This is a genomic window from Pelagovum pacificum (genome assembly GCF_016134045.1).
In the GTDB taxonomy this organism is placed as follows: Bacteria; Pseudomonadota; Alphaproteobacteria; order Rhodobacterales; family Rhodobacteraceae; genus Oceanicola; species Oceanicola pacificus_A.
Genome location: NZ_CP065915.1, coordinates 2397925 through 2417707 on the forward strand (window position 1 = coordinate 2397925; position 19783 = coordinate 2417707).

Below are 19783 nucleotides of genomic sequence, written 5' to 3' on the forward strand. Positions count from 1 at the left end.
AGCTGCCTTGGCGCCCCCAAAAGAACGACGGGAACACCCGAGTCACGACAAATCCGCTCCGTGTCACGTCTCAGCGGTTACGGCCCTTGTTATCGCTGAGTTTTCTGGTCCGCCATGTCACGTCGAAAACCCGCCGCGTCACGCTGAAAACATGTCTAAGCCACTGACAATATTATATATTTATCCACACGAGCAGACAAGTTCAGAGGTAGCATGTCATACGCGTCCATCCCCCAGAATCCAGACCGCATGCTCAGCGAGCGCGCCCTTGCCGCCCGGTGGGTCCTCTCCACGAGAACGCTCCAGAGGTGGCGCAGCGACGGGTACGGCCCAGCGTTCCTAAACATCGGCGGGAGTATCCGCTACCGGCTTGGCGACATCCTCGCCTACGAGGCGCAGCATCGCCAGGGCGGCGATGACCTGTAACTGGAGAACAGGCGAAGTCGCGGGCAATCGCGACCCGGCCGTCGGACGCAATCCACTGCCCGCATGCGCCATGAGGCCACCAGAACGCCGGGCCGAGCTCTGCAGGCTGCTCGCTCTCGGCCTCGTCCGGCTCCATGCGCGCAACCGGCAACTCTCTGCGTCCGATGGAGAATCTCCGCTACACTCTCCGCCCGACCAGAGCGGTGATGCAACTCCAACCAATCGGAGAGACGCATGACCGATCCCATCCCCGCGCGACTGGCCGCCCTCAAGACCACGCCGACGCCCGACCTGAAGCAGCAGTGGCGCGACCTGTTCGACAGCGAGCCGCCGCCCTTCAATCGCCGCTACCTGGAGAGCCGCCTCGCCTACCGCATCCAGGAACTGGCCTATGGCGGTCTGAAACCCGAAACGATCCGGCGGTTGGAGCGGCTGGGTGAGGACCTGGACGGCGGGGATCGCCACAAACGCTACATCCGTACGGATCGGATGCCCATCGCCGGGACGCGGTTGATCCGGGAGTGGCAGGGCGTGGAACACGTCGTCACCGTCACGAAGGACGGCTTCGAGTGGCAGGGGCGACCCTACAAATCGTTGTCCGCCATCGCCCGCGGCATCACCGGCACGCGCTGGAACGGCTGGGTGTTCTTCGGCCTCAAGAACCAGAGGAGCCGGACATGACCGAGGTCAAGATCAAGCGCCGCTGCGCGATCTACACACGCAAATCCTCCGAGGAAGGGCTGGAGCAGGAGTTCAACTCGCTTCACGCTCAGCGAGAGGCCTGCGAGGCCTACATCGCCAGCCAGCGCTCCGAGGGCTGGGTGCTGGTCCGCGATCAGTATGACGACGGCGGTATCTCCGGCGGCACGCTGGAACGCCCCGGCCTGAAGCGGCTGCTGGAGGACATCGCGGACGGGCTGGTCGATGTCGTCGTGGTCTACAAGATCGACCGCCTGAGCCGCTCGCTGGCCGACTTCGCCAAGCTCGTGGAGGTGTTCGACCGAAACGGCGTGACCTTCGTCTCGGTCACGCAGTCCTTCAACACCACCACGTCGATGGGGCGGCTGACGCTGAACATCCTGCTGTCCTTCGCCCAGTTCGAGCGCGAGGTGACGGCCGAACGCATCCGCGACAAGGTCGCCGCCAGTCGGAAGAAGGGCATGTGGATGGGCGGGGTGCCGCCCTACGGCTATCGGGTCGAGAACCGGAAGCTGGTGGTCGACGAAGAAGCCGCCGCGCATGTGCGCTGGATCTTTGCGCGCTTCCTCGAGATCGGCTCGGGGACCGAACTGGCGCGCGAGGTTGGGACGCGCGGAATCCGGACGCCGCGCGGCAATCGGATCGACAAAAAGTACCTCTACCGCATGCTCAACAACCGCGCCTACATCGGCGAGGCGGTGCACAAGGGCGAAAGCTATCCCGGTGAGCACGACGCGATCATCGACCGCGAAGCGTGGGATCGCGTCCACGCCATCCTGCAGGAAAGCCCCCGCAAGCGCGCCGCCCGGACTCGCGCCGACACGCCCGCGCTGCTGAAGGGGCTGCTGTTCGGACCCGATGGCGCGGCGTTCTCGCCGACGCATACTCGCAAGGGCTACAAGCTCTACCGGTACTATGTCAGCCAGACCGTGCTGAAGCATGGCGCCGGATCGTGCCCGGTCGGCCGAGTGCCCGCGGGCGAGATCGAAGCGGCCGTCATCAAGCAGCTGCGCGTCGTATTCCGCCAGCCGGAGATTGTGGCGTGCACCTGGAAGGCGGCACGCGGACATGCTGACGACATCACTGAGGCCGACGCTCGCGTGGCCCTGCAGCCACTCGACCCGCTGTGGGACCAGCTCTTCCCGGCAGAACAAGCCCGCATCGTTGCACTGCTGGTCGAGCGCGTGGAGATCGGCACAGACGGTCTCAACGTCCGGCTTCGCGTCGACGGACTCGGCGGTCTAGCCCGCGAGATGCTTGCCGGTGGCATCGAGGCCGCAGCGTGACCCGCGGGGATGCAATCCCCGAAACTATGACGCTTCACGTCCCGTTCCGCGTCGTGAAGCGTGGCGGGCGGAAGGAGATGCAGTTGCCCGATGGCGCCGCGCAGACGCGTCCGAGGGACAACACGTTGGTGAAGGCGCTGGCGCGGGCGTTCCGCTGGAAGAGGATGCTCGAGTCCGACGAGTTCGCCACCATCGCCGAACTGGCCGAACGCGAGGGGATCGCGCCCTCCTACATGACCCGCGTCTTGCGCCTGACACTGCTCGCGCCCGACATCGTCGAGGCGATCCTGGACGGCAGGCAGGGGTCAGAGGTATCGCTGACGCGCGTTCTGGAGCCGTTCCCGCTTGAGTGGGAGGACCAGCCGGTTCTCTTCGGCTAGCAGCCCTTAATAGGCATTCCCCCCCTGCCCGGTCGTCGTCGCTTCCGGCCCTCTGCGGTCATTGGTTAGGATCTGCATTGCCGCAGGGCGGCTTCCCCATACCGGACCTTCATGGCACCGCGCAGCAAAGTCCAAAGCCCCAAGGTCAGCAGTGCGGACAGAGCGGACACTGGCGCGGTCAGCTGTAACTTCTGACGACGGCGACGCAGTTGGCCTTGGCACTTGTGAAGTCGAACACATGGCAGAAGCGTCGAGTCTGCCCGTTTGCGAACGTCACCTCTCCACTCGCAGCACCGACCTTACCGTGCGAAATTGCGTGCTGGACAGTGACAGATTTTGGTCTCCGTCGAGTTCCAAGGTGCTTAAGAACCGCACCCTTCCCCGAGATTGGCTCTGTTGAGGGATTCTCCCAGATCACGTCTTCGCTGAAGGCGCTCGGCTCAGCGTCACCGCATTCCAGCGCGATCGCCACATCCTGAGCGAACTTGTTCTTCGGTGAATTGCCACAGTCCTTGCTGCCTTGCACTTGGGCCAACGTCGCCTCCCTGCTTGGTTCATTCTCAGCATACGACCGACTTTCTGAGGGTCAAAATGGGCTCGAAGTCGGTCATATTGCGGCGCAGCGCATCTTGCGCATGGCAGGCAGTGGCGGCCGTCGCGGCCACGCGACATAGAACCGCGCAGTGACCGCTTCCGGCCCAAAGCCGACCTTCAGCGTCGGTCCAGCTATTGCACTCCGGCAAACAAAAGCTGCCGCTCGCCTCACTCGCCCGGCACGTGCTGCGGTTAGCATTAACTCTAAGGACAGTGTGGAAGTGAAGGAAAGTGTGGAAGCGGCCGTTCGCTGCGGACGTGAAGGGTATTGCTGTAGCTCTCCAATCCTGAACTTCACAGACGTGCCGCGAAGAATTTCGTCCGACCTCAAGAACCCGACGATGCCCCTCTACTGCGTCAGACCCCAGAAATTCGCTATGTGGCGTGTCGAGGAGATGCCGACTTCCAGCATGTTATTGCCCTCTTTGCCAAGGCCGTCGTCTCCCTCGGCACTGATGGACGTGCCATGGCCCATTCCTTCGATCATTTATTCCTCAATGACGTCATGGCCGGAAGTGTCGTACCAGACCCGCCGGGGAAGGCCGTCAATCTCCTCAATGCGCGTCGGCGGCCCTTCGACCTCGTGGATCTTCTGCCATTGCCGGAGAATGGAATCGGCGTTGGAACTGTCGACGGAATGATCGCTGTCGCCATGCCAGACCGAGATTTTCGACCAAGGACCGGTGAATTTCGACGCTGAGCGCACAAGAGCGTCCAGCTTGCGGTCCGACGGTCCGCCATAGCTTTTCATGCGGAAGAGCGCCTGGACCAGACTGTTCGCGCTACGGTAGGGCAGACCGGCGATGATCGTGCCCTCCGCGAACACTTCCGGATGGGTCGCCAGCATGACAGATGTAATGCCCCCCCGAGGACATCCCCGTGATGAAAACCCGAGACGGATCGATGGCGTGATCGTCAACGACCCGCATGATCATCTGCCGGATTGAGAGTGGTTCGCCGCCGTCGCGATGGCTGTCGCCCGGCTAGAACCAGTTAAATCTGCCGATTGCGTTGTTGGCCTTCCGCTGCCCCGGAAACAGAAGTGCCACCCCGCACGCGTTGGCGAGACTGGACCAGCCCGATCCGACGTCATAACTCGCCACAGATTGGGTGCTGCCATGCAGCACGACCACAAGGGGCCGTTACTAGGTAAGTTATCAGGAATGTACACGCCTGCGCTCCGCGAACCCGGGTCGGTTCCGAACTCCCTGAGGACGGTGAGGCGGTCCCTTGTTTCAGAGGGTTGCCGAGCAGAAGGTTCGTTCATGAATTGGGTTCCTTGGTGACACCGGTTTGCGCCGACGCAAAGTCAAACTGCCCTGAAAAGGTAACGCTGCATCGCAGCAATGCCACGCATGATTAGACAATGATCTGTGTACCTCACGTCCGCGTTTGGGCCGTGAACCGCGGACGGCCCTTCACCGAAATATCGATCTTTGACGGCGTCCAGGCATGCGTCTTCAGCCGACACGCCGCAGGAAGTGCTGCAACCGCTCGTCCTTTGGTGCATCGAGCATCTGCTCGGGCGGCCCCTGCTCGACAATGCGGCCGCCCTCCATGAAGAGGATCCGGTCCGCGATCTCGCGGGCGAAAGACATCTCGTGCGTGACAATCAGCATGGTCTGCCGTTGTTCGGCCACGCGGCGCATCAGGTCCAGCACCTCGCCGACCCATTCGGGGTCGAGCGCCGAGGTCGGCTCGTCGAACAGCATCAAGTCTGCGCCGATCGCCATCGCCCGGCCGATTCCGACGCGCTGCTGCTGACCGCCCGAGAGGGCGGCAGGATAGCTGTCCGCCTTGTCGGCCAGGCCGGTCTCCGCCAGGACCTTGATCGCGCGCGCCTCGGCTTCGTCCTTCGGGCGGCCCTGCACAGTAACGAGGGCTTCCATGATGTTCTGTTTCGCAGTGCGGTTCGCGAAGAGCGCGTAGTTCTGAAAAACATAGGCAGTCGCCCGCCGCAGGGCCAGAATGTCGCGCTTGCCGGCATGGGCGGCGTCGACCGCGACGCTACCGATCTCAATCCGCCCAGCCTCGGGCCGGTCAAGGAAATTCAGGCAGCGCAGCAACGTAGATTTGCCGGTCCCAGAGGGTCCGATGATGACCACCCGCTCGCCGTCCGCGATGTCCAGGTCTATGTCGTCCAGCACCGTGGTGGCGCCGAACCGCTTGGTTAGGCCACGGACCCGGATCATCTGGCGAAGGCCTTTCCAAGCCGCGTCTCAAGCTGTCTTTGTCCCTGGCTCAGCACCTCGACGATCACCCAGTAGATCAATGCTACGACGAGGAAGGCCTCGAAATACAGGAAGCTCCCCGACGCCTCCTTCTGAGTGGCGCCCATCATCTCCGTGACGCCGAGTGTGAAGGCGAGCGAGGTGCTTTTTATCATGTCGATGAAGTAGTTGACCAGCGTCGGCGCCGCGATGCGGGCGGCCTGGGGCAGCACGATCCGGCGCATCATCTGCCCTTGGGTCATGCCGATCGACTGCGCCGCCTCCCACTGGCTGCGGTCCACGCCGGTGATGGCGGCGCGGATTGCCTCGGCCATGTAGGCGGAGAAATGCAGCGTCAAACCCATGATCGCCGCCGTCACACCGTTGATCTGGGTGAGGACCGAGACGACCTGCGGCAGTCCGTAGTAGAACAGGAACAGCTGCACGAGCAGTGGCGTGCCGCGGAAGAAGCTGATGAAAAGGATCACCAGCCAGTCCAGCCCCGGCACGCGCACCACCCGTTCCACCGCCAGGAGCGAAGCGAGGATCAGTGCGCAGCCCATGGCCACGACCGCCATCAGCAACGTCAGCGGCACGTAGCTCAGGATGACAGGCACCAGCGCCAGCATATAGTCGAGGTCGAGTGCCCGCATCCGTCAGGTTATTCCGCCGCGGCGGTGGCGGCCGTCGTGATGTCGCTGCCGAACCACTCCTGAGAGATCGCCTCCAGCGTGCCGTCCTCGCGCAGGGACGTCAGCGCGGCGTCCACCCGGTCGCGCAACTCGCGCCCGTCCTCGTCGTCGCGGAACGGCAGGGCGTTGCGGATCTCCGAGAAGGGTTGCCCGGCCAGTTGCAGCGGCAGCGGGCTTTCGGCGATGACTTGGGTGGAGGAGACGCGGTCCATGACAAAGGCATCGACCCGGCCGAGCGCAACGTCCTGCTCGATGTTCGATTCGTATGTGCGAATATCGATCTCGTCCGCGTTCGGCAGGTCCCGCAGCAACTGCTCGAAGTTCGAGCCAAGGTTCACTGCAACCGATCGGCCGGACAGGTCATCGACCCCGCCGATCTCCTCGTTGCCCTCGCGCACGACGACCTGCGCGCCGTCGATCACGTAGGGCTGGCTGAAGACGAAGGCGGCTTCGCGCTCGGGGGTGATGGTGATCTGGTTGGCGATCGTGTCGATCCGCCCCGCCTCCAACGCGCCGATCAGGCCCGAGAAGGACATCGTCTCGAACTCGATCTCAAACCCCGCCCGCTCGCCGACGGCGTTCATCACATCGACCTCGAAGCCCTGCAATTCGTCCTGGCGGACGAAGGTGAAGGGGAAGTAGCCGCCCGACATGCCGACACGCAGCGTCTCGATGTCCTGAGCGGCGAGCGGGCTGGCAATGGCGGTCGACGCGATCCCGGCGGCGAAGATGAACGATCTGAGCATCTAGGGCTCCCTTTCGATTGGTGAGGACTAGAGGTGGCCACAACTGCCGGGTGCTACAACGCGTGCGTAGGAATAAGAACAGCCGAGCTAATCCAACAGCGCGGACGGCCGTTTGTTCCGCTTGCCGCTCCGCCACAAGACAAATGTTCCGTCTCAATACGGGACGGCGGCTTGGCCTACCGAGGGCATAGTCCCAAAGTAGATCCTACCGAGGTTCTAGGCGGTGGGTTGTCGGCACGCAGAGCTCCTCTCGAGCGAGGTCTTGAAGGCAGGTTTATGGGTCGGCCCCGGCTTCTGGTCTTCGCGCAGTAGGTCGGTTCGGTCTCCGACTTAGAGTGGAGGTGGATCAGTTGAACTGATCGCTCGGGTGCTTCCAGCTCTAACCGGACACTCATCGGATGTTCAGGCGACCATCCCTCCCGGCCCTAACCGGACCTTCGCGACAGGGGCTGGTCGCTGCGATGCGGCTTCACCATACCAGCCGTTCGCCGCGCCCGCGAGATCGATGCCGAGGAGAACTCACACTTCGCGGGTCGAAACTGCCGTCTGCTGCCTGTGTATGATAGTTTTCTGGACCCGTAGTGAGGCCATACAGAGGTGGAAAGCGATCCGGCCGTAACGCGATGGCAATCGGACGAAACTCTCGCAAAAGAGCCGAATCTAGCTCCCTGTGTTTCTTCGTTTCGCCATGCTATATGGGCTATCGGTAAGTATGACGGACCAGAACAGACAGACTACGACGCGGGACGCGTGCTGCAGTTTCACGGAAGCATTGCCCCTAAGGAGCACAAGCCGATGGCTGGCCGAAGGCGCGAGGGCAATCGCCCGGACAGACGTATCTGGGATGAAGATGCGACCACAATTGAGCAGCGTAAAGCTCTGTGCGCAAAAGTCTGCTACGTCGGCACGGCGAACCACAAGCTACGCCCTGGTGACTATGGCTTCACCCCGAGCCACAACCCAAGACCGTCGAAGTCACCATGCGATGCGCTTCGCGCCGTTCTCATCAAGGAAGCATCAGAACTGTTCCAGAGCGGTATCATGCGTGGCATGGTCAGCCGCTTTGAGCCCGACGGCATTCCCAAATATGTTTGGGCTGTTGATGCTGATGGCGAGGTTTATGAAGCAAAGGCTAAGGCTGATCAGGAAACCAAATATCATGGTTACCGCATTGGCGAAGATGAACAATCTGTCCGGAAGTATGTCCTGGAAGAGTGGAAAAAGCGATGACTTCTGGATTGGAATTCAGTCTCACATCTGAGGTTCTTGACGAGGGTGCGCCAGAAGAACGCGCCTCCTTTGGGATACTTTCGATCAAAGCCAACGGTCAAACGCTCACTGAGGGATTCGATCATTACCTGAATGGATTCAGGGTTGGACCGCTTGTTTCAGCCTACTACCTTGCCGAATGGTTGGCCTGGAACTGGTGGCGTCTGAGATGGGAGTCGTGTTCTCACGCCCCCGACTGGAATCTCGTTCACCAGATGAATACAATCGGCGAGGGGTATGTATGGCCGAATATTCAAATCTGGTCGGATGGACACCGATCCGTTCTTATATCGCGTCCGTCTGTCAGACCGGATGCCAAACCATTCCGGTACGTCGGTGCATCGCCTGTCGTTATTCCCTCGACTACATTTGAACATGCAGTTGATGAATTCATGCCGCGTATAATCGGAAGGCTACGCGAAAGAAAAGTTGAGTTCACTAATCTTGACCGCCTCTGGAAAGACGTTCTTGAAGAGCGCAACAATCCGGACCTCGCTGAACGGAGGCGGTTGGAAGCGCTTATGGGACGAGACCCTGATTCTATTGATGATCAAGCGATTGAAAGTTTAATAGCAAGTCGTGAACGGCTGGGGAGCGCTGCCGTTGATGAAGTCGCTGCCGGCTTTTCAACGTCTGGTCGCAGGATGATGAGCAATGTCGAAGATTTTGAAGGTGCGGCAGCAACTGTCGGTTTCAACGCAAAACTAAGTGACGCCTTACGAATGCGCGAGTTACCTAATCCAGCCGAGGTTCCCGCCTGGAAGCGCGGAAGGATTGCTGCTGACCTAGTCAGACAACAGGAACGCCTCGAGGACAGAGCTCTTACTGATAAAAAACTTGCCGAACTGATGGGCGCAAGCCCGTCTCTTCTTTCAAACGAACCTTCGGTCCAGGTGCCGCTCTCATTTGCTCTGACCGAGAGAAACGGAACGAAATCGAGTATAGTTCTCAATCAGCGTCCCAGAGTGAGCCGGCGATTTGCGCTGGCGCGCCTTATTGGCGATCAACTCATGAATCCTCCTGGGTCACTTCACCCAGCTATCAGTTCCTCAACATATAGGCAGAAGGCGCAGCGTTCCTTTGCTGCCGAGCTGCTTGCACCCTTCTCGGTTATTGATGAATTAATGGCTGGAGACTACTCAGAGGAGAAGCAGCAGGACATAGCCGATCTCTTTGATGTTTCTCCTATGGTTATTAACACGCTTCTTCGGACCCATGACAAAATTGATCGTGATGATCTTGAAGGCCTGGGATATTTGGCGACGCCCTGATTTAGAGTGAATGCTGGGAAGCAAAGGCAATTCTTTCTTTGACGTATTCGCGGGTGCTGACCATCAGCTATAGATCGCCTTTGATGAGATGCTGGTTTCGCGGCGGCTGGTCCGAGTGTCGGCGACAGGCTCCAAGCCGACCTGGGGTCGCGCGCCAGAGTATCCGTCATCTGGCCCAAGTCATCGGTATGCTCCGTCCCACAGCTGCCGATCGAGATTGGGCCCGAGCCACGTCCGGTTCCGGCCCCTTCCGGACATTCGCCAAGCTGGCTCTGCTGCGGCGCTGCTTCACCAAACCGGCCGCATCTCCTCTCCGCAGCATATTGCCTCCGAAGAGGGCCCTCAGTAGGAGGAAGCCGCAGCTGACGCGCCCTTCTTAGATGACCCTTCTATTATGGACCGGCCAGTCTCTCGTGCTCCACGTGATTTTAGCTCTTATTTAATCTTGCCATTAAACGGATAGACAGGGAGGGGCGCCGATCAGCTTGAGGGTCATGCACATAGCATAGACGAGCGGTTATTATTCGGCGACTGTGTTGTCGAACCTACGGGAGATGACAGTCGAGCCGGATGCGTTAGAGACAAAGCCATTCAACAGCCAACCGGGGCGGAAACACACGATGTCTGACGAATTGCTGAATCCGAGCGTCGCAGCGCAGTCTCCGTCCGATGCAGAGCTCGACGTGGTGGTCAACGACCTGCAACGTTCAATACAGGAGTGGGCAATCCGTCACGAGCTTTGGTTCGACTGCGGCTTCAAGTCCTTTGCCGAACGCGTCGGCGGAGAGCCTGGGGAGCCCCCCGTCGTCACAATCCTACACTTCGACGGCGACCTCGGACGCGCGCTCGATGGCGATTTCCACGGACTCGATATTGAGTTCTTCGACCTGCTAGCGCGACAAGGTTTCTGGTATGAGCGTAACGATAGTGCCAGCGTTTATTTATATCCAGAGGACAATAGCCCATTATTCCAGCCGTTCCTCGACCGCGAAAACTGGCAGTGGGTGTGCGGACTGGTCCAGCAGGACGTCGCAGATGTTTACGAAGAGCTATATTCGTACTTCGCGAGGCGCCCGGAGGATCTCCACCGCCTCACTTGGCGAGAATTCGAGACACTACTGTTCCGGATCTTCCAGGCTCAAGGGTTCACTTGCGAGCTAGGACCGGGCTCCAATGATGGCGGCATAGACGTTCGCGTGCTCCAGCGAGACCCACTGGGCGACATACTGACGCTGGTCCAAGCCAAGCGCTACTCTCCAAAGAATAAAATCGATCTGTCGGCAGTAGCAGCGCTGCATGGCGTCGCAGACGTTGAAGCGGCGCAGAAGAGCATGTTCGTCACGACCTCCGATTACCTTCCTTCGGCACGGAAGTTCGCCGGACGGACCCGCATCCCAATGAAGTTAACGACCTCTGCCGATGTCAGCGAATGGTGCCAGGAGGCAAGCGCAGGCATCATCCGCGATAAGTCAAAGCTGGTGACACGCCAAGCAGTAGCTTCGCTGCTTCAGAGCCTTACTTTTAGGGATCCCCGCATCGTCCACGCGCGGACAGGCTACTCTGTTCTCACCAACCAGTTCTCGATCATACTTAAGGAGACGAAGCACGCAGCGCTGCTGATGGCCATCCCAGCAAAGACCATCTCAGACGATGGTTATGGACAGAGAGGTTGCGAGGTGCCCGATACTGGCCCCGCTTGCCTGGACCGTCTGACAGCTGATACCGTCTTCCGCGCAAAGCGGACCGTCCACGACGGCAAGGTAAGCTATTGGGACGGTCAGAACCTATATACAGCATGGGACGGAGCTCCCGCGAGCTTCGATCTTTACGATTAGCTCGGGAATGATTGCCGGCCCTGAGTTAACGTCCATGCCAAGCGCAGCGGATGGCTGCTCCCATCCTACTTCACCAGCTTTTCAAGTGAGCCAACGCGTAGTCACGCTCGTGCATCCACATGCGGCCACTTAGTTTTGGCACAGCGTGCCTTCGTGGATAAGTTGCTCCGGTGGCACATTTAGTCAGAAGTCTGCCACATGCACATAGCTAACCTCGACATTGCACATTGCACACTTGATAGTTGCTAAAATTATACTGAGGGTTTGGTTCTTGTACGCAGAAAATGATTTTCAGTTGCTGGAAGCGCGCACTGCAGATGTACGCGTTGAGATTCCATGGCGACACAAGGGCCGCCCGTATATCAACCCTCACGCCGTCTTTAGCCGCAAGCCTCACATGGCTGGCGAACAGCATGAACATTTGACGGCAATAATCGGAAAAAACGGAACTGGGAAATCCCATCTATTAAGCGCAATCGTTCAGACATTCCTGCGCCTCGAAGAGCTGCAACAGGGTGAGCGAAAAAGGATCAAGGATGAGCTCCCGCTGGAACTTCTGGTCTATCGCGTGGATGGCCATCAATGCAGAGTCGCGCAGACAGGGCATCGCTCGATTAGCATTCAGGTAAACGGCGAGGAAGTTGCTCCCAAAGACCTTCCCTTACCGAAACGTATCGTCGCGCTGACTATCAGCCCATTCGACAAGTTTCCACTACCCAGAACAATACGTCGTTCAGTAGTTCAAGTTGATGCCGCATCATCAATGTACCAGTATCTTGGCCTACGAGACAATTTCGGTAAGGCATCCATTCGGACTCTTTTATTTAGATCCTTAAGCAGCTTGTTCGACACAGCGGATAACAGCGCTCTTAGACTGAGTAACATCGGGGCCGTATTCGACTTTCTTGGAATGAGGCCGATGGTTAATGTCATCTACGCGCTCAGGGAACGGTCATTGCTCCAAACCATCGCGAACGGCGGCGACCCTTACGCCGATCACGACTTATCTTATACGAAAAGGCGTCTTCTAGAGGATATTTCTCGAAGTGATGTGTCGTTATCCCACCTTCAACATCTAGCGCGTCTCGCCTTCGCGAAAGCTTTGGGAAGCCGTATTGGAACGCACGCAGACCTGGAGACTGGATTTCAAGACCCCTTGTTTCTCGATCTTCAGCCGTTACGTCGTGCAGGCCTCCTGAGCATGTCCGGCGTTGAAGTTGAACTCAAGGATGGGGGCCCGACCGATCTCCTTCAGGCAAGTTCTGGTCAGTTGAGTATGGTCTCTGCGCTTATCGCGCTGGCATCTGTCATCAAGAACGGAAGTTTGGTCCTCATTGACGAGCCAGAACTCAGCCTGCATCCCGAGTGGCAGGTGAAGTACATCGATTTGCTGCTGCGCACTTTCGCTCGTTACCATGGTTGTCACTTCGTAGTGGCAACTCACTCACCTATGGTGGTCTCCGAGTTGCCTGAGCACGCCGAAGTCATCTCGCTCGACCAAGAAGAGCTGCCAACTACGAAGGAACTGAAGGGTCAATCCGCAGACTACCTCCTCGCCGAAGTCTTCGGTGCGCCGACATCAAACAATCTTCACGTCCGAGACCGTATCGTCACTGCACTCCGTTTGATTGCAAATGGGGATATGAACTCCAAGGATTTTGACGAAGCGCTTGCTGACTTGCGTAAATTTGCGACCGAGTTGGAGCCAAACGATCCAGCGGCTGAATTGATTAGAAACGTTGAAGAAGCTGCGAGGGACGCAGGGACTGAGGCGCAGTCATGAATCCGGTTCAATATGGCGCTGCGTGCCAAGCACTGGTTGATACTTTCGATGCGCTTGAGTGTGGGCAAAAGGATCACAAATATTGGGGCGACGACGCTGTCGCCACTGTCCGTGCAGAGATCAAAGTACACTATATCGCCGAGCAGAACCGCCGATGCTGCTATTGCGGGCGCGAGTACCCGACCGACAACAATGCGGTCTGGGACGGTGAGCACATAATCGCCAAGAAAATCGCGCCACACTTCATGTTTGAGCCACGTAATTTGGCAGCATCATGCAAAGACTGCAACATCGCTAAAGGAGACGATGAAGTCCGCACTAATCCCAAGCGTAAGTCATTTCCTGATGAAGCGAAGCACTACAAAATCGTCCACCCTCACTTTGACAACTACCATGATCACATTCGGTGGTATGGCGATGTTGTTAAGCCACTCTCTCCCAAGGGGGCCGAGCTTGTCGGCATGTGCAAGCTGTGGCGCTTTGGCATCACCAAGGCAGGGGCCGAAGTGACACCGCCCAACCCTTTGGTCGACGGGTTGATCGGCGTGATGATGGACCCCCAAGCGGACGCCTTGACCAAGGAAGTCGCTATCGAAGCGTACAAAACTTATGTGAGGGCACAACCTCAGAAGGCGGCAGACTAAGGACGAACATCGATTTTGAGCATGGCGCGGCCATCACGAAGCTTGCAAGGTTTGCGTGCTACTCGAGATACGTCGCTCTGCGGGCAAATCTACATTTCTGAAGTTGGCCACTTGCGCAGCGAACGGCAGCTTCCCGCCCCTCCCGGACCTTGATCGACACTGCAGCAAACGACTGCTCCCCGCCCTTAGGCGACTTTGATGCGGACCGCAGCGAATGGCCGCTCTCCGCCTCTCCCGGACCTTGATCGACACTGCAGCAAACGACTGCTCCCCGCCCCTTTCGGACGTTAGTCGTCATCGCAGCGAAGGTCCGCTCTCCGCCTTTCTTGGACCTCGGTCGTCTCAGCAGCGAATGGCTGCTCTCCGCCCGCCTTCACCTATTGCCCCCTTGCTCGCATGCTCCAGCGACCAACCGACCGTGAAGCCGTGGAGGACGGTCAAAATTTTTTTCACCAAGGCCAACAGAGAACTGAGCGCCGCCTGGTCGCGGAAGCCGAAGTAGGGGTCGTCGTGCATGGTCTCGGGAAAGGTCCTCGAGACTTAAGTCGCAGCACGACAAGCAACGGAAGCCGCAGCATCAGGATGACGGGTCAGGTCACGCCAGTCTCTTGTTCGATCCCGGTCGCGCTTGACCGAACGCGACCGCGATCGACTTGATCAGGCGGACCACCCAGAAACCAAGCCACCTCAGTGACTTGCAGGGTATTCACCAAATCGGCGCAGTCATGAGGTCCAGAGAATATCGGCCCGGAGAGACCGCTTCCGGGCCACCGCGCACCGGGGCCAGTGCTCAGCCCCTCGCGCATAACCCTCGAAAACAACGGAAAAATCCGGCCGCCGCCGGATCGGGAGAACGCTTTCGCGCGGGCAAGTGGCGGAGAGGAAGGGATTCGAACCCTCGAGACGGTTTCCCGCCTACACACTTTCCAGGCGTGCGCCTTCGACCACTCGGCCACCTCTCCGCCGGCGTCTCTAGCGGAAGGTGTGGACCGAGTGCAAGAGGCCGAAGACGCTTTTCACCGGGCTTTTGCCCGAGGTCACCGCCGAGGCACCGCACAGGCAATGCGCGGGCGCCGTCGGGCCGCCACAGGGGGCGGCCAACGACAACGCGCCCGTCACTGCAGGTAGGAGATGTCCTCGGCGAAGTACTGGTAGCTGTCGGCGTTGTCGATCAGCACCTCCAGATCGACGAGAGCACGCTCCGAGCAGGCGCTGCGGGAATAGCAGATGTCTTCCGTCCGGGCGACGACGTCGAAGTGGCTCATCTCGTGGATGATCGTGCCTTCGCGGCTGCCGTTCTCCATCTCGATGGAGCCGGAGGGGAAGGCATACATCCGCGGCATCTCGAAGAAGGACGGACAGAGGTTGATGGCGAAGTGATCGTGCGTCCAGACGTTGGCGTACATCTCGCTGTCGCAATCCTCCTCGCCGATGTTGGCGCAGACGATCTTGATCTCGTTCTCGTTGATCGCGGTGTAGATCGACTTGAAGCTCGCCCGGACGGAGGCCGCGTTGTTCTTCGAGTAGGGGCCGAACCAGCGGCGGTACTCGGGGGTATCGCCGATCGAGACAGCGGCGCGCAGGGCGATCTTCTCGGCCCCGACGAGCGCTTCCTCGACGAGCGCGATCTCCCCCTTCTCGCAGCGTTCGAAGTCGTGGGCCAGCGCAGGCGCGGCTATGGTCATGAGGATGACCGCAAGGAGAATACGAAACATCCCTGCCCTCCGTTGAGACGTAACTGAGCTGACTATGCGTCAGCCCGGTCAGTCGAGCAACAGGGAGACCCGGCGGTTCTGCTTGCCCTTCTTCTCGATCTTCCCGAGGCGCACGGTGCCGATTTCGGACGTCCAGGCGACATGCGTGCCACCGCAGGGCTGGAGATCGGCGGTATTCTCACCGTCGCCGATCCGAACGAGGCGAATGCGCCCTGCCCCGCGTGGCGGGCTGACCGACATGGTCTTCACAAGGTCCGGCTGCGCGTCGAGTTCTTCTTCCGTGATCCATTCCTCGCTCACCGGGAAGTCGCAGGCGATCATGCGGTTGAGGGTATCCTCGATCTCTTCCTTGTTGTCGGGGGCTTCGGGCATGTCGAAGTCGAGCCGCCCCTTCTCAGCCCCGATGGAGCCGCCGGTGACGGGGCGCGGGATGACGACGGACAGGAGGTGGAGCGCGGTGTGCATCCGCATGTGGCGGTGCCGCCGCTCCCAGTAGAGGACCTGGGTGACCTTCGCGCCCTCGGGCGGCAGCGCGGCGGGCTCCGCGGGGATCAGGACGATGTCGTCGCCCTCCCCCTTGACCGCGGTCGCGATGTCGATTGTGCCGCCGTCCCATTCCAGCCGGCCGCTGTCGCCGGGCTGGCCGCCGCCGGTCGCGTAGAACAGGCTGCGGTCGAGGATCAGGCCCCCTTCGCTGGTGTGGCCGGTAACGTGGGCCTCCGCCTCGCGCAGGTAGGCATCGGCGCGGAACAGCATCTCGGTCATATGTCTTCCCCCTTCACGACGTCGGGCTGATCGCCCTTCAACGTGTCCTCCCAATTGTCGTGCGGCCCCTGCGTGGAGCGCGCGTCGGACCCCGCGCCGTCCTTGCTGCGCACCCAGATGTCGCGCTGCGGGAACGGGATCTCGATCCCCTCCTCGGCGAAACGGCGCGCGATGGCGTGGTTCATCTCGGTCTGAACCGACAGGATCCAGTTCACGTCGCGCAGGATGGCACGGATCTCGAAGTCGAGCGAACTGTCCCCGAACCCCTTGAAGAAGACGTACGGCTCCGGATTGTGCAGCACCATCGGATGCTGCCGCGCGATGGAGAGCAGCACGTCGGAGACCATCTCGGTATCGGTGCCGTAGGCCACCCCGACGGGGACGATGATCCGCCCGACGTTGTTGCCGCGCGTCCAGTTGGTCACGACGTTGGAGACGAGGTCGGCGTTCGGCACGATGACGTCGGTGCGGTCGAAGGTCTCGATCCGGGTGGACCGGACGGAGATGTCGCGGACGTAGCCCATCTGGTCGCCGACCTGGATCCAGTCGCCCTCGCCGATCGGGCGTTCGACGAGCAGGATGATCCCGGAGATGAAGTTCGACACGATATTCTGCAGGCCGAAGCCGATACCGACCGTCAGCGCGGAGGCGACGAGCGCGAAGTTCGACATGTCGATGCCCGCGCTCGTGATGGCGAAGATCGCGGCGATCATGATGCCGAGGTAGCCGATCCCGACCGCGACCGCGTTCTGGCCACCGACATCGAGCCGGGTCTTGGGCAGCACGGTCGCGCGCAGCGCGCCCTGCACGATCCGGGTCAGCACGTAGCCCCCGGCGAAGACCGCCGCGAAGATCAGCACGTTGCGCGGCGACAGCGTGGTGTCGCCGACGGTGAAGCCCTCGCGGAACCGGGTCCATGCCTCGGTCAGGTCGGCGACGCGGGCGCCCCAGATCAGGATGAGGATCGGCAGCGCGATCAGGGCGAGCGCCATCGCGACGAGGACCGGCAACAGGGCGTTCTCCGCCGTCTCCGAGTTGTTGGTGATCAGGATGTAGATGTCATAGACCAGCCGCTGAAGCAGCAGCACCACGCCGAACACACCCAGTGTCATCGCCATCGGACGGCCGAGTGCCTCCGCCGCCGCCTCGTAGCCAAGCGCAGCAAGCAGCGGCGTGGCCACCCCCGCCAGCGTGGCGATGCGGCCCACGGTGCTGATGATCCGGCCGCGATACTTCCGGCCCTCGTCCTCTTCCGTGTCGGAGATCGGCCGCGCGAGGATGCGGCCGAACTGGAACAGCGCGAAGCCGGTCAGTAGGTGCGCCGGGAACATCACGACCGCCGACGCCTCTGGCGAGCTGTCGATGGTTGAGAGCATGCTGCGCAGCACGGTCTCCAGCCCGATCGCCCAGCCGAGCAGGTTGGCGAGAAAGCGCGCCCGCATTCGGCCGAGCTCTCCGAACTCCAGCGGTCCGGCGCGCCCCTCTCCGTCGCTCGGGAAGTAATGCTCGCCCAGCCACCGGGTGAAGAGGATCAGGATGCCCGCGCCGAGGAGGTCGGGCAGCATGGCCTCTCCGTGGACCCCGACGAGGCCGGTCGCGATGATCCCGGTGAACAGCGCCAGAAGCCCGATGGAGGGCAAGATGAACTTGCCGGTCGACAGCAGGAAGGACAGCACCCCGTGCGATCGCCCGCCCCGTCGGTTCACCCGCGCGTTCAGCCGCCGCATCCAGAGCCGCCCGCGCATCAGCAGCACCGTTGCCACGACCACGAAGATCAGGATGGCCGGCAGGTTGTCGAAGAGCTCGCGCTGGCGGACTTCGTTGCTGATCGAGTTTTTGGTCTCCGACGCGAGAGTCGCGATACCGCGCTGCAAGGTGAGCACGCCATCGCCCCATGTCGTCGGGTTCAGCGGCATCGGCCCCCGCCCGGCGAGCGAGCGCGTCTGCCGCATCCGGATCAGCGCGTCGATTTCGCCGATCAGGCCGTTGGCCTGCACGTAGGTTTCGTTGGCGAGCCGCACCGGCGCCATCAGATCGTTCAGGCGCGACCGAAGCTCCGCCCGGCGCTCGGTGATCGCCTCCGGCTCGCTACCGCCCTCCTCGGGCGGCTCGCCGAGCGCCTCGATCTGCTGCTCGAGCGTGGCGATGCGGGCCGAGTTCTGGCCCTGCGCCTGCTCGAACCGGGTGCGATAGCCGGCGATCTCGTTGCGGAGTTGCTCGAACGCGAAGGTCGAGGCGCGCCGGTTGTCGATCGCAAGCTCTGCCCGCTCGACCACGCTCTCCCACGACAGAAGGTCGGGGACCTCTTCCCTGTTGACCGGAGAATCCACCTGCGCCAGCGCCGCCGGCCCGGCCAGGATGGCCAGCGCCAGCAGAAGCGCCGCGACCAGGCGGGAGGTCATGCGTCCTCGAACACGCCGGGGAGGTCGTCGGGCGTGCCGTCCATCCAGCCGGGCACGGGCAGGTCCTTGGACCGCAGGAACTCGGGGTTGAACAGCTTGGACTGGTAGCGCGTGCCGTAGTCGCAGAGGATCGTCACGATGGTGTGGCCCGGCCCCAGCTCCTTGGCGAGGCGCATCGCCCCCGCGATGTTGATGCCGGAAGAACCGCCAACGCAGAGCCCCTCGTCCTTCAGCAGGTCGAAGACGATCGGCAGGGCCTCCTCGTCGCTCACCTTGTAGCAGAAGTCGGGCATGAAGCCTTCGAGGTTCTTCGTGATACGGCCATTGCCGATCCCCTCGGTGATCGAGGTGCCGGACATATCGGCCTCGCCCGACTGGAGCAGCGACATAACCCCGGAGCCGCCCGGATCGGCGAGCGCGATCTTCACGCCCTTGGGCTGAAGCGCCATGCCGACGCCAGCCAGCGTGCCGCCGGTGCCGACGGCAGAGACGAAGCCGTCGACCTTGCCGCCGGTCTGCTCCCAGATCTCGGGGCCGGTGCCGTCGATGTGGGCATCGCGGTTGGCGGTGTTGTCGAACTGGTTCGCCCAGATGACGCCGTGCGTGCTGTCCTTGGCAAGCGTCTCGGCCAGCCGGCCGGAGTAGCGGACATAGTTGTTCGGGTTGCGGTAAGGCACGGCCGGCACCTGTACGAGCTGCGCGCCCGCGAGCCGGATCATGTCCTTCTTTTCCTGGCTCTGGGTCTCTGGGATCACGATGATGGTCTTGAAGCCCATCGACGCGCCCACGACAGCGAGCCCGATGCCGGTGTTGCCGGCGGTGCCCTCGACGATCGTGCCGCCGGGCAGCAGCTCACCGCGCTCGATGGCGTCGGTGATGATCGAGAGCGCGGCCCGGTCTTTCACGGACTGGCCGGGGTTCATGAATTCGCACTTGCCGAGGATCGTGCAGCCCGTCTCTTCCGAGGCGCGGCGCAACTTGATCAGCGGCGTGTTTCCCACGGCGGTGGCGAGGTCGGGTTTGAACTGCATCGTAGCCTCCTGATGCGCTGCTGGGACGGTTTAGG

Annotated in this window: 20 protein-coding genes and 1 tRNA gene; 9 read left to right on the forward strand and 12 right to left on the reverse strand. The window is 61.1% G+C overall.

The genetic code is table 11. The features are described 5' to 3' along the window. Nucleotides 1-213 precede the first annotated feature (213 nt). From I8N54_RS11820 to I8N54_RS11835, 4 genes are all read left to right on the forward strand, one after another. Complete coding sequence (locus I8N54_RS11820; RefSeq protein ID WP_140196960.1) at nt 214-426, forward strand: helix-turn-helix transcriptional regulator; 213 nt, start codon at nt 214-216, stop codon at nt 424-426. A gap of 234 nt (nt 427-660) precedes the next feature. Next, entirely contained in the window at nt 661-1107 is a 447-nt protein-coding gene (locus tag I8N54_RS11825) for a DUF2924 domain-containing protein (RefSeq protein ID WP_140196966.1), read from the forward strand. Then, nucleotides 1104-2411 carry a recombinase family protein gene (locus I8N54_RS11830; protein ID WP_140196968.1) on the forward strand — a complete coding sequence of 436 codons (1308 nt, stop codon included), beginning with the start codon at nt 1104-1106 and terminating at the stop codon, nt 2409-2411. Before I8N54_RS11825 ends, I8N54_RS11830 begins: the two co-directional genes overlap by 4 nt. Further along, on the forward strand, nt 2408-2791 hold the full coding sequence (locus tag I8N54_RS11835; RefSeq protein ID WP_140196971.1) for a hypothetical protein: 384 nt from the start codon (nt 2408-2410) through the stop codon (nt 2789-2791). The genes I8N54_RS11830 and I8N54_RS11835 overlap by 4 nt, the downstream gene beginning before the upstream one ends. 178 nt (nt 2792-2969) lie before the next feature. Here the strand turns inward: I8N54_RS11835 and I8N54_RS11840 are convergent, their stop codons facing one another. The 6 genes from I8N54_RS11840 to I8N54_RS11860 all read right to left on the reverse strand — a co-directional run bounded on the left by I8N54_RS11840 (nt 2970) and on the right by I8N54_RS11860 (nt 7033). Continuing rightward, the gene (locus tag I8N54_RS11840; RefSeq protein WP_331459750.1) at nt 2970-3317 is read right to left on the reverse strand and encodes a nuclear transport factor 2 family protein; all 348 of its coding nucleotides are present in this window, start codon (nt 3315-3317) and stop codon (nt 2970-2972) included. A 555-nt stretch (nt 3318-3872) separates the two neighbouring features. Beyond that, nucleotides 3873-4232: an alpha/beta hydrolase family protein gene (locus tag I8N54_RS20285; protein WP_269802032.1), complete on the reverse strand. Its 360-nt coding sequence runs from the start codon at nt 4230-4232 to the stop codon at nt 3873-3875. Between the two features lie 136 nt (nt 4233-4368). Continuing rightward, nucleotides 4369-4518: an alpha/beta hydrolase family protein gene (locus I8N54_RS20290; protein ID WP_331459743.1), complete on the reverse strand. Its 150-nt coding sequence runs from the start codon at nt 4516-4518 to the stop codon at nt 4369-4371. A 327-nt stretch (nt 4519-4845) separates the two neighbouring features. Then, entirely contained in the window at nt 4846-5577 is a 732-nt protein-coding gene (locus tag I8N54_RS11850) for an amino acid ABC transporter ATP-binding protein (RefSeq protein ID WP_140196977.1), read from the reverse strand. After that, nucleotides 5574-6248: an amino acid ABC transporter permease gene (locus I8N54_RS11855; protein WP_140196980.1), complete on the reverse strand. Its 675-nt coding sequence runs from the start codon at nt 6246-6248 to the stop codon at nt 5574-5576. Before I8N54_RS11855 ends, I8N54_RS11850 begins: the two co-directional genes overlap by 4 nt. Nucleotides 6249-6256: 8 nt before the next feature. Then, nucleotides 6257-7033, reverse strand: a complete 777-nt coding sequence (locus I8N54_RS11860; protein WP_140196982.1) for an amino acid ABC transporter substrate-binding protein — start codon at nt 7031-7033, stop codon at nt 6257-6259. A 597-nt stretch (nt 7034-7630) separates the two neighbouring features. Here I8N54_RS11860 and I8N54_RS11865 point away from each other — a divergent pair. From I8N54_RS11865 to I8N54_RS11885, 5 genes are all read left to right on the forward strand, one after another. Further along, nucleotides 7631-8263, forward strand: a complete 633-nt coding sequence (locus tag I8N54_RS11865) for a hypothetical protein (RefSeq protein ID WP_198571725.1) — start codon at nt 7631-7633, stop codon at nt 8261-8263. After that, on the forward strand, nt 8248-9573 hold the full coding sequence (locus I8N54_RS11870) for an ImmA/IrrE family metallo-endopeptidase (RefSeq protein WP_140196985.1): 1326 nt from the start codon (nt 8248-8250) through the stop codon (nt 9571-9573). Before I8N54_RS11865 ends, I8N54_RS11870 begins: the two co-directional genes overlap by 16 nt. A 620-nt stretch (nt 9574-10193) precedes the next feature. Beyond that, nucleotides 10194-11408: a restriction endonuclease gene (locus I8N54_RS11875; RefSeq protein ID WP_140196988.1), complete on the forward strand. Its 1215-nt coding sequence runs from the start codon at nt 10194-10196 to the stop codon at nt 11406-11408. 271 nt (nt 11409-11679) lie between these two features. Continuing rightward, nucleotides 11680-13191, forward strand: a complete 1512-nt coding sequence (locus I8N54_RS11880; RefSeq protein WP_140196991.1) for an AAA family ATPase — start codon at nt 11680-11682, stop codon at nt 13189-13191. Beyond that, on the forward strand, nt 13188-13835 hold the full coding sequence (locus tag I8N54_RS11885) for an HNH endonuclease (RefSeq protein ID WP_140196994.1): 648 nt from the start codon (nt 13188-13190) through the stop codon (nt 13833-13835). Before I8N54_RS11880 ends, I8N54_RS11885 begins: the two co-directional genes overlap by 4 nt. A 342-nt stretch (nt 13836-14177) precedes the next feature. On the opposite strand, the gene I8N54_RS11890 is transcribed toward I8N54_RS11885, so the two are convergent. From I8N54_RS11890 to I8N54_RS11915, 6 genes are all read right to left on the reverse strand, one after another. Next, the gene (locus tag I8N54_RS11890) at nt 14178-14351 is read right to left on the reverse strand and encodes a hypothetical protein (protein ID WP_197097656.1); all 174 of its coding nucleotides are present in this window, start codon (nt 14349-14351) and stop codon (nt 14178-14180) included. Between the two features lie 356 nt (nt 14352-14707). Continuing rightward, nucleotides 14708-14797 (reverse strand) — tRNA-Ser (locus tag I8N54_RS11895). Between the two features lie 153 nt (nt 14798-14950). Beyond that, the gene (locus I8N54_RS11900) at nt 14951-15550 is read right to left on the reverse strand and encodes a M35 family metallo-endopeptidase (RefSeq protein ID WP_140196997.1); all 600 of its coding nucleotides are present in this window, start codon (nt 15548-15550) and stop codon (nt 14951-14953) included. 48 nt (nt 15551-15598) lie between these two features. Continuing rightward, complete coding sequence (locus I8N54_RS11905) at nt 15599-16315, reverse strand: alanyl-tRNA editing protein (RefSeq protein ID WP_140197000.1); 717 nt, start codon at nt 16313-16315, stop codon at nt 15599-15601. Continuing rightward, nucleotides 16312-18717: a DUF3772 domain-containing protein gene (locus I8N54_RS11910; protein ID WP_140197002.1), complete on the reverse strand. Its 2406-nt coding sequence runs from the start codon at nt 18715-18717 to the stop codon at nt 16312-16314. The genes I8N54_RS11905 and I8N54_RS11910 overlap by 4 nt, the downstream gene beginning before the upstream one ends. Further along, nucleotides 18714-19748: a cysteine synthase A gene (locus tag I8N54_RS11915; protein ID WP_140197005.1), complete on the reverse strand. Its 1035-nt coding sequence runs from the start codon at nt 19746-19748 to the stop codon at nt 18714-18716. The genes I8N54_RS11910 and I8N54_RS11915 overlap by 4 nt, the downstream gene beginning before the upstream one ends. Between the last annotated feature and the right edge of the window lie 35 nt (nt 19749-19783).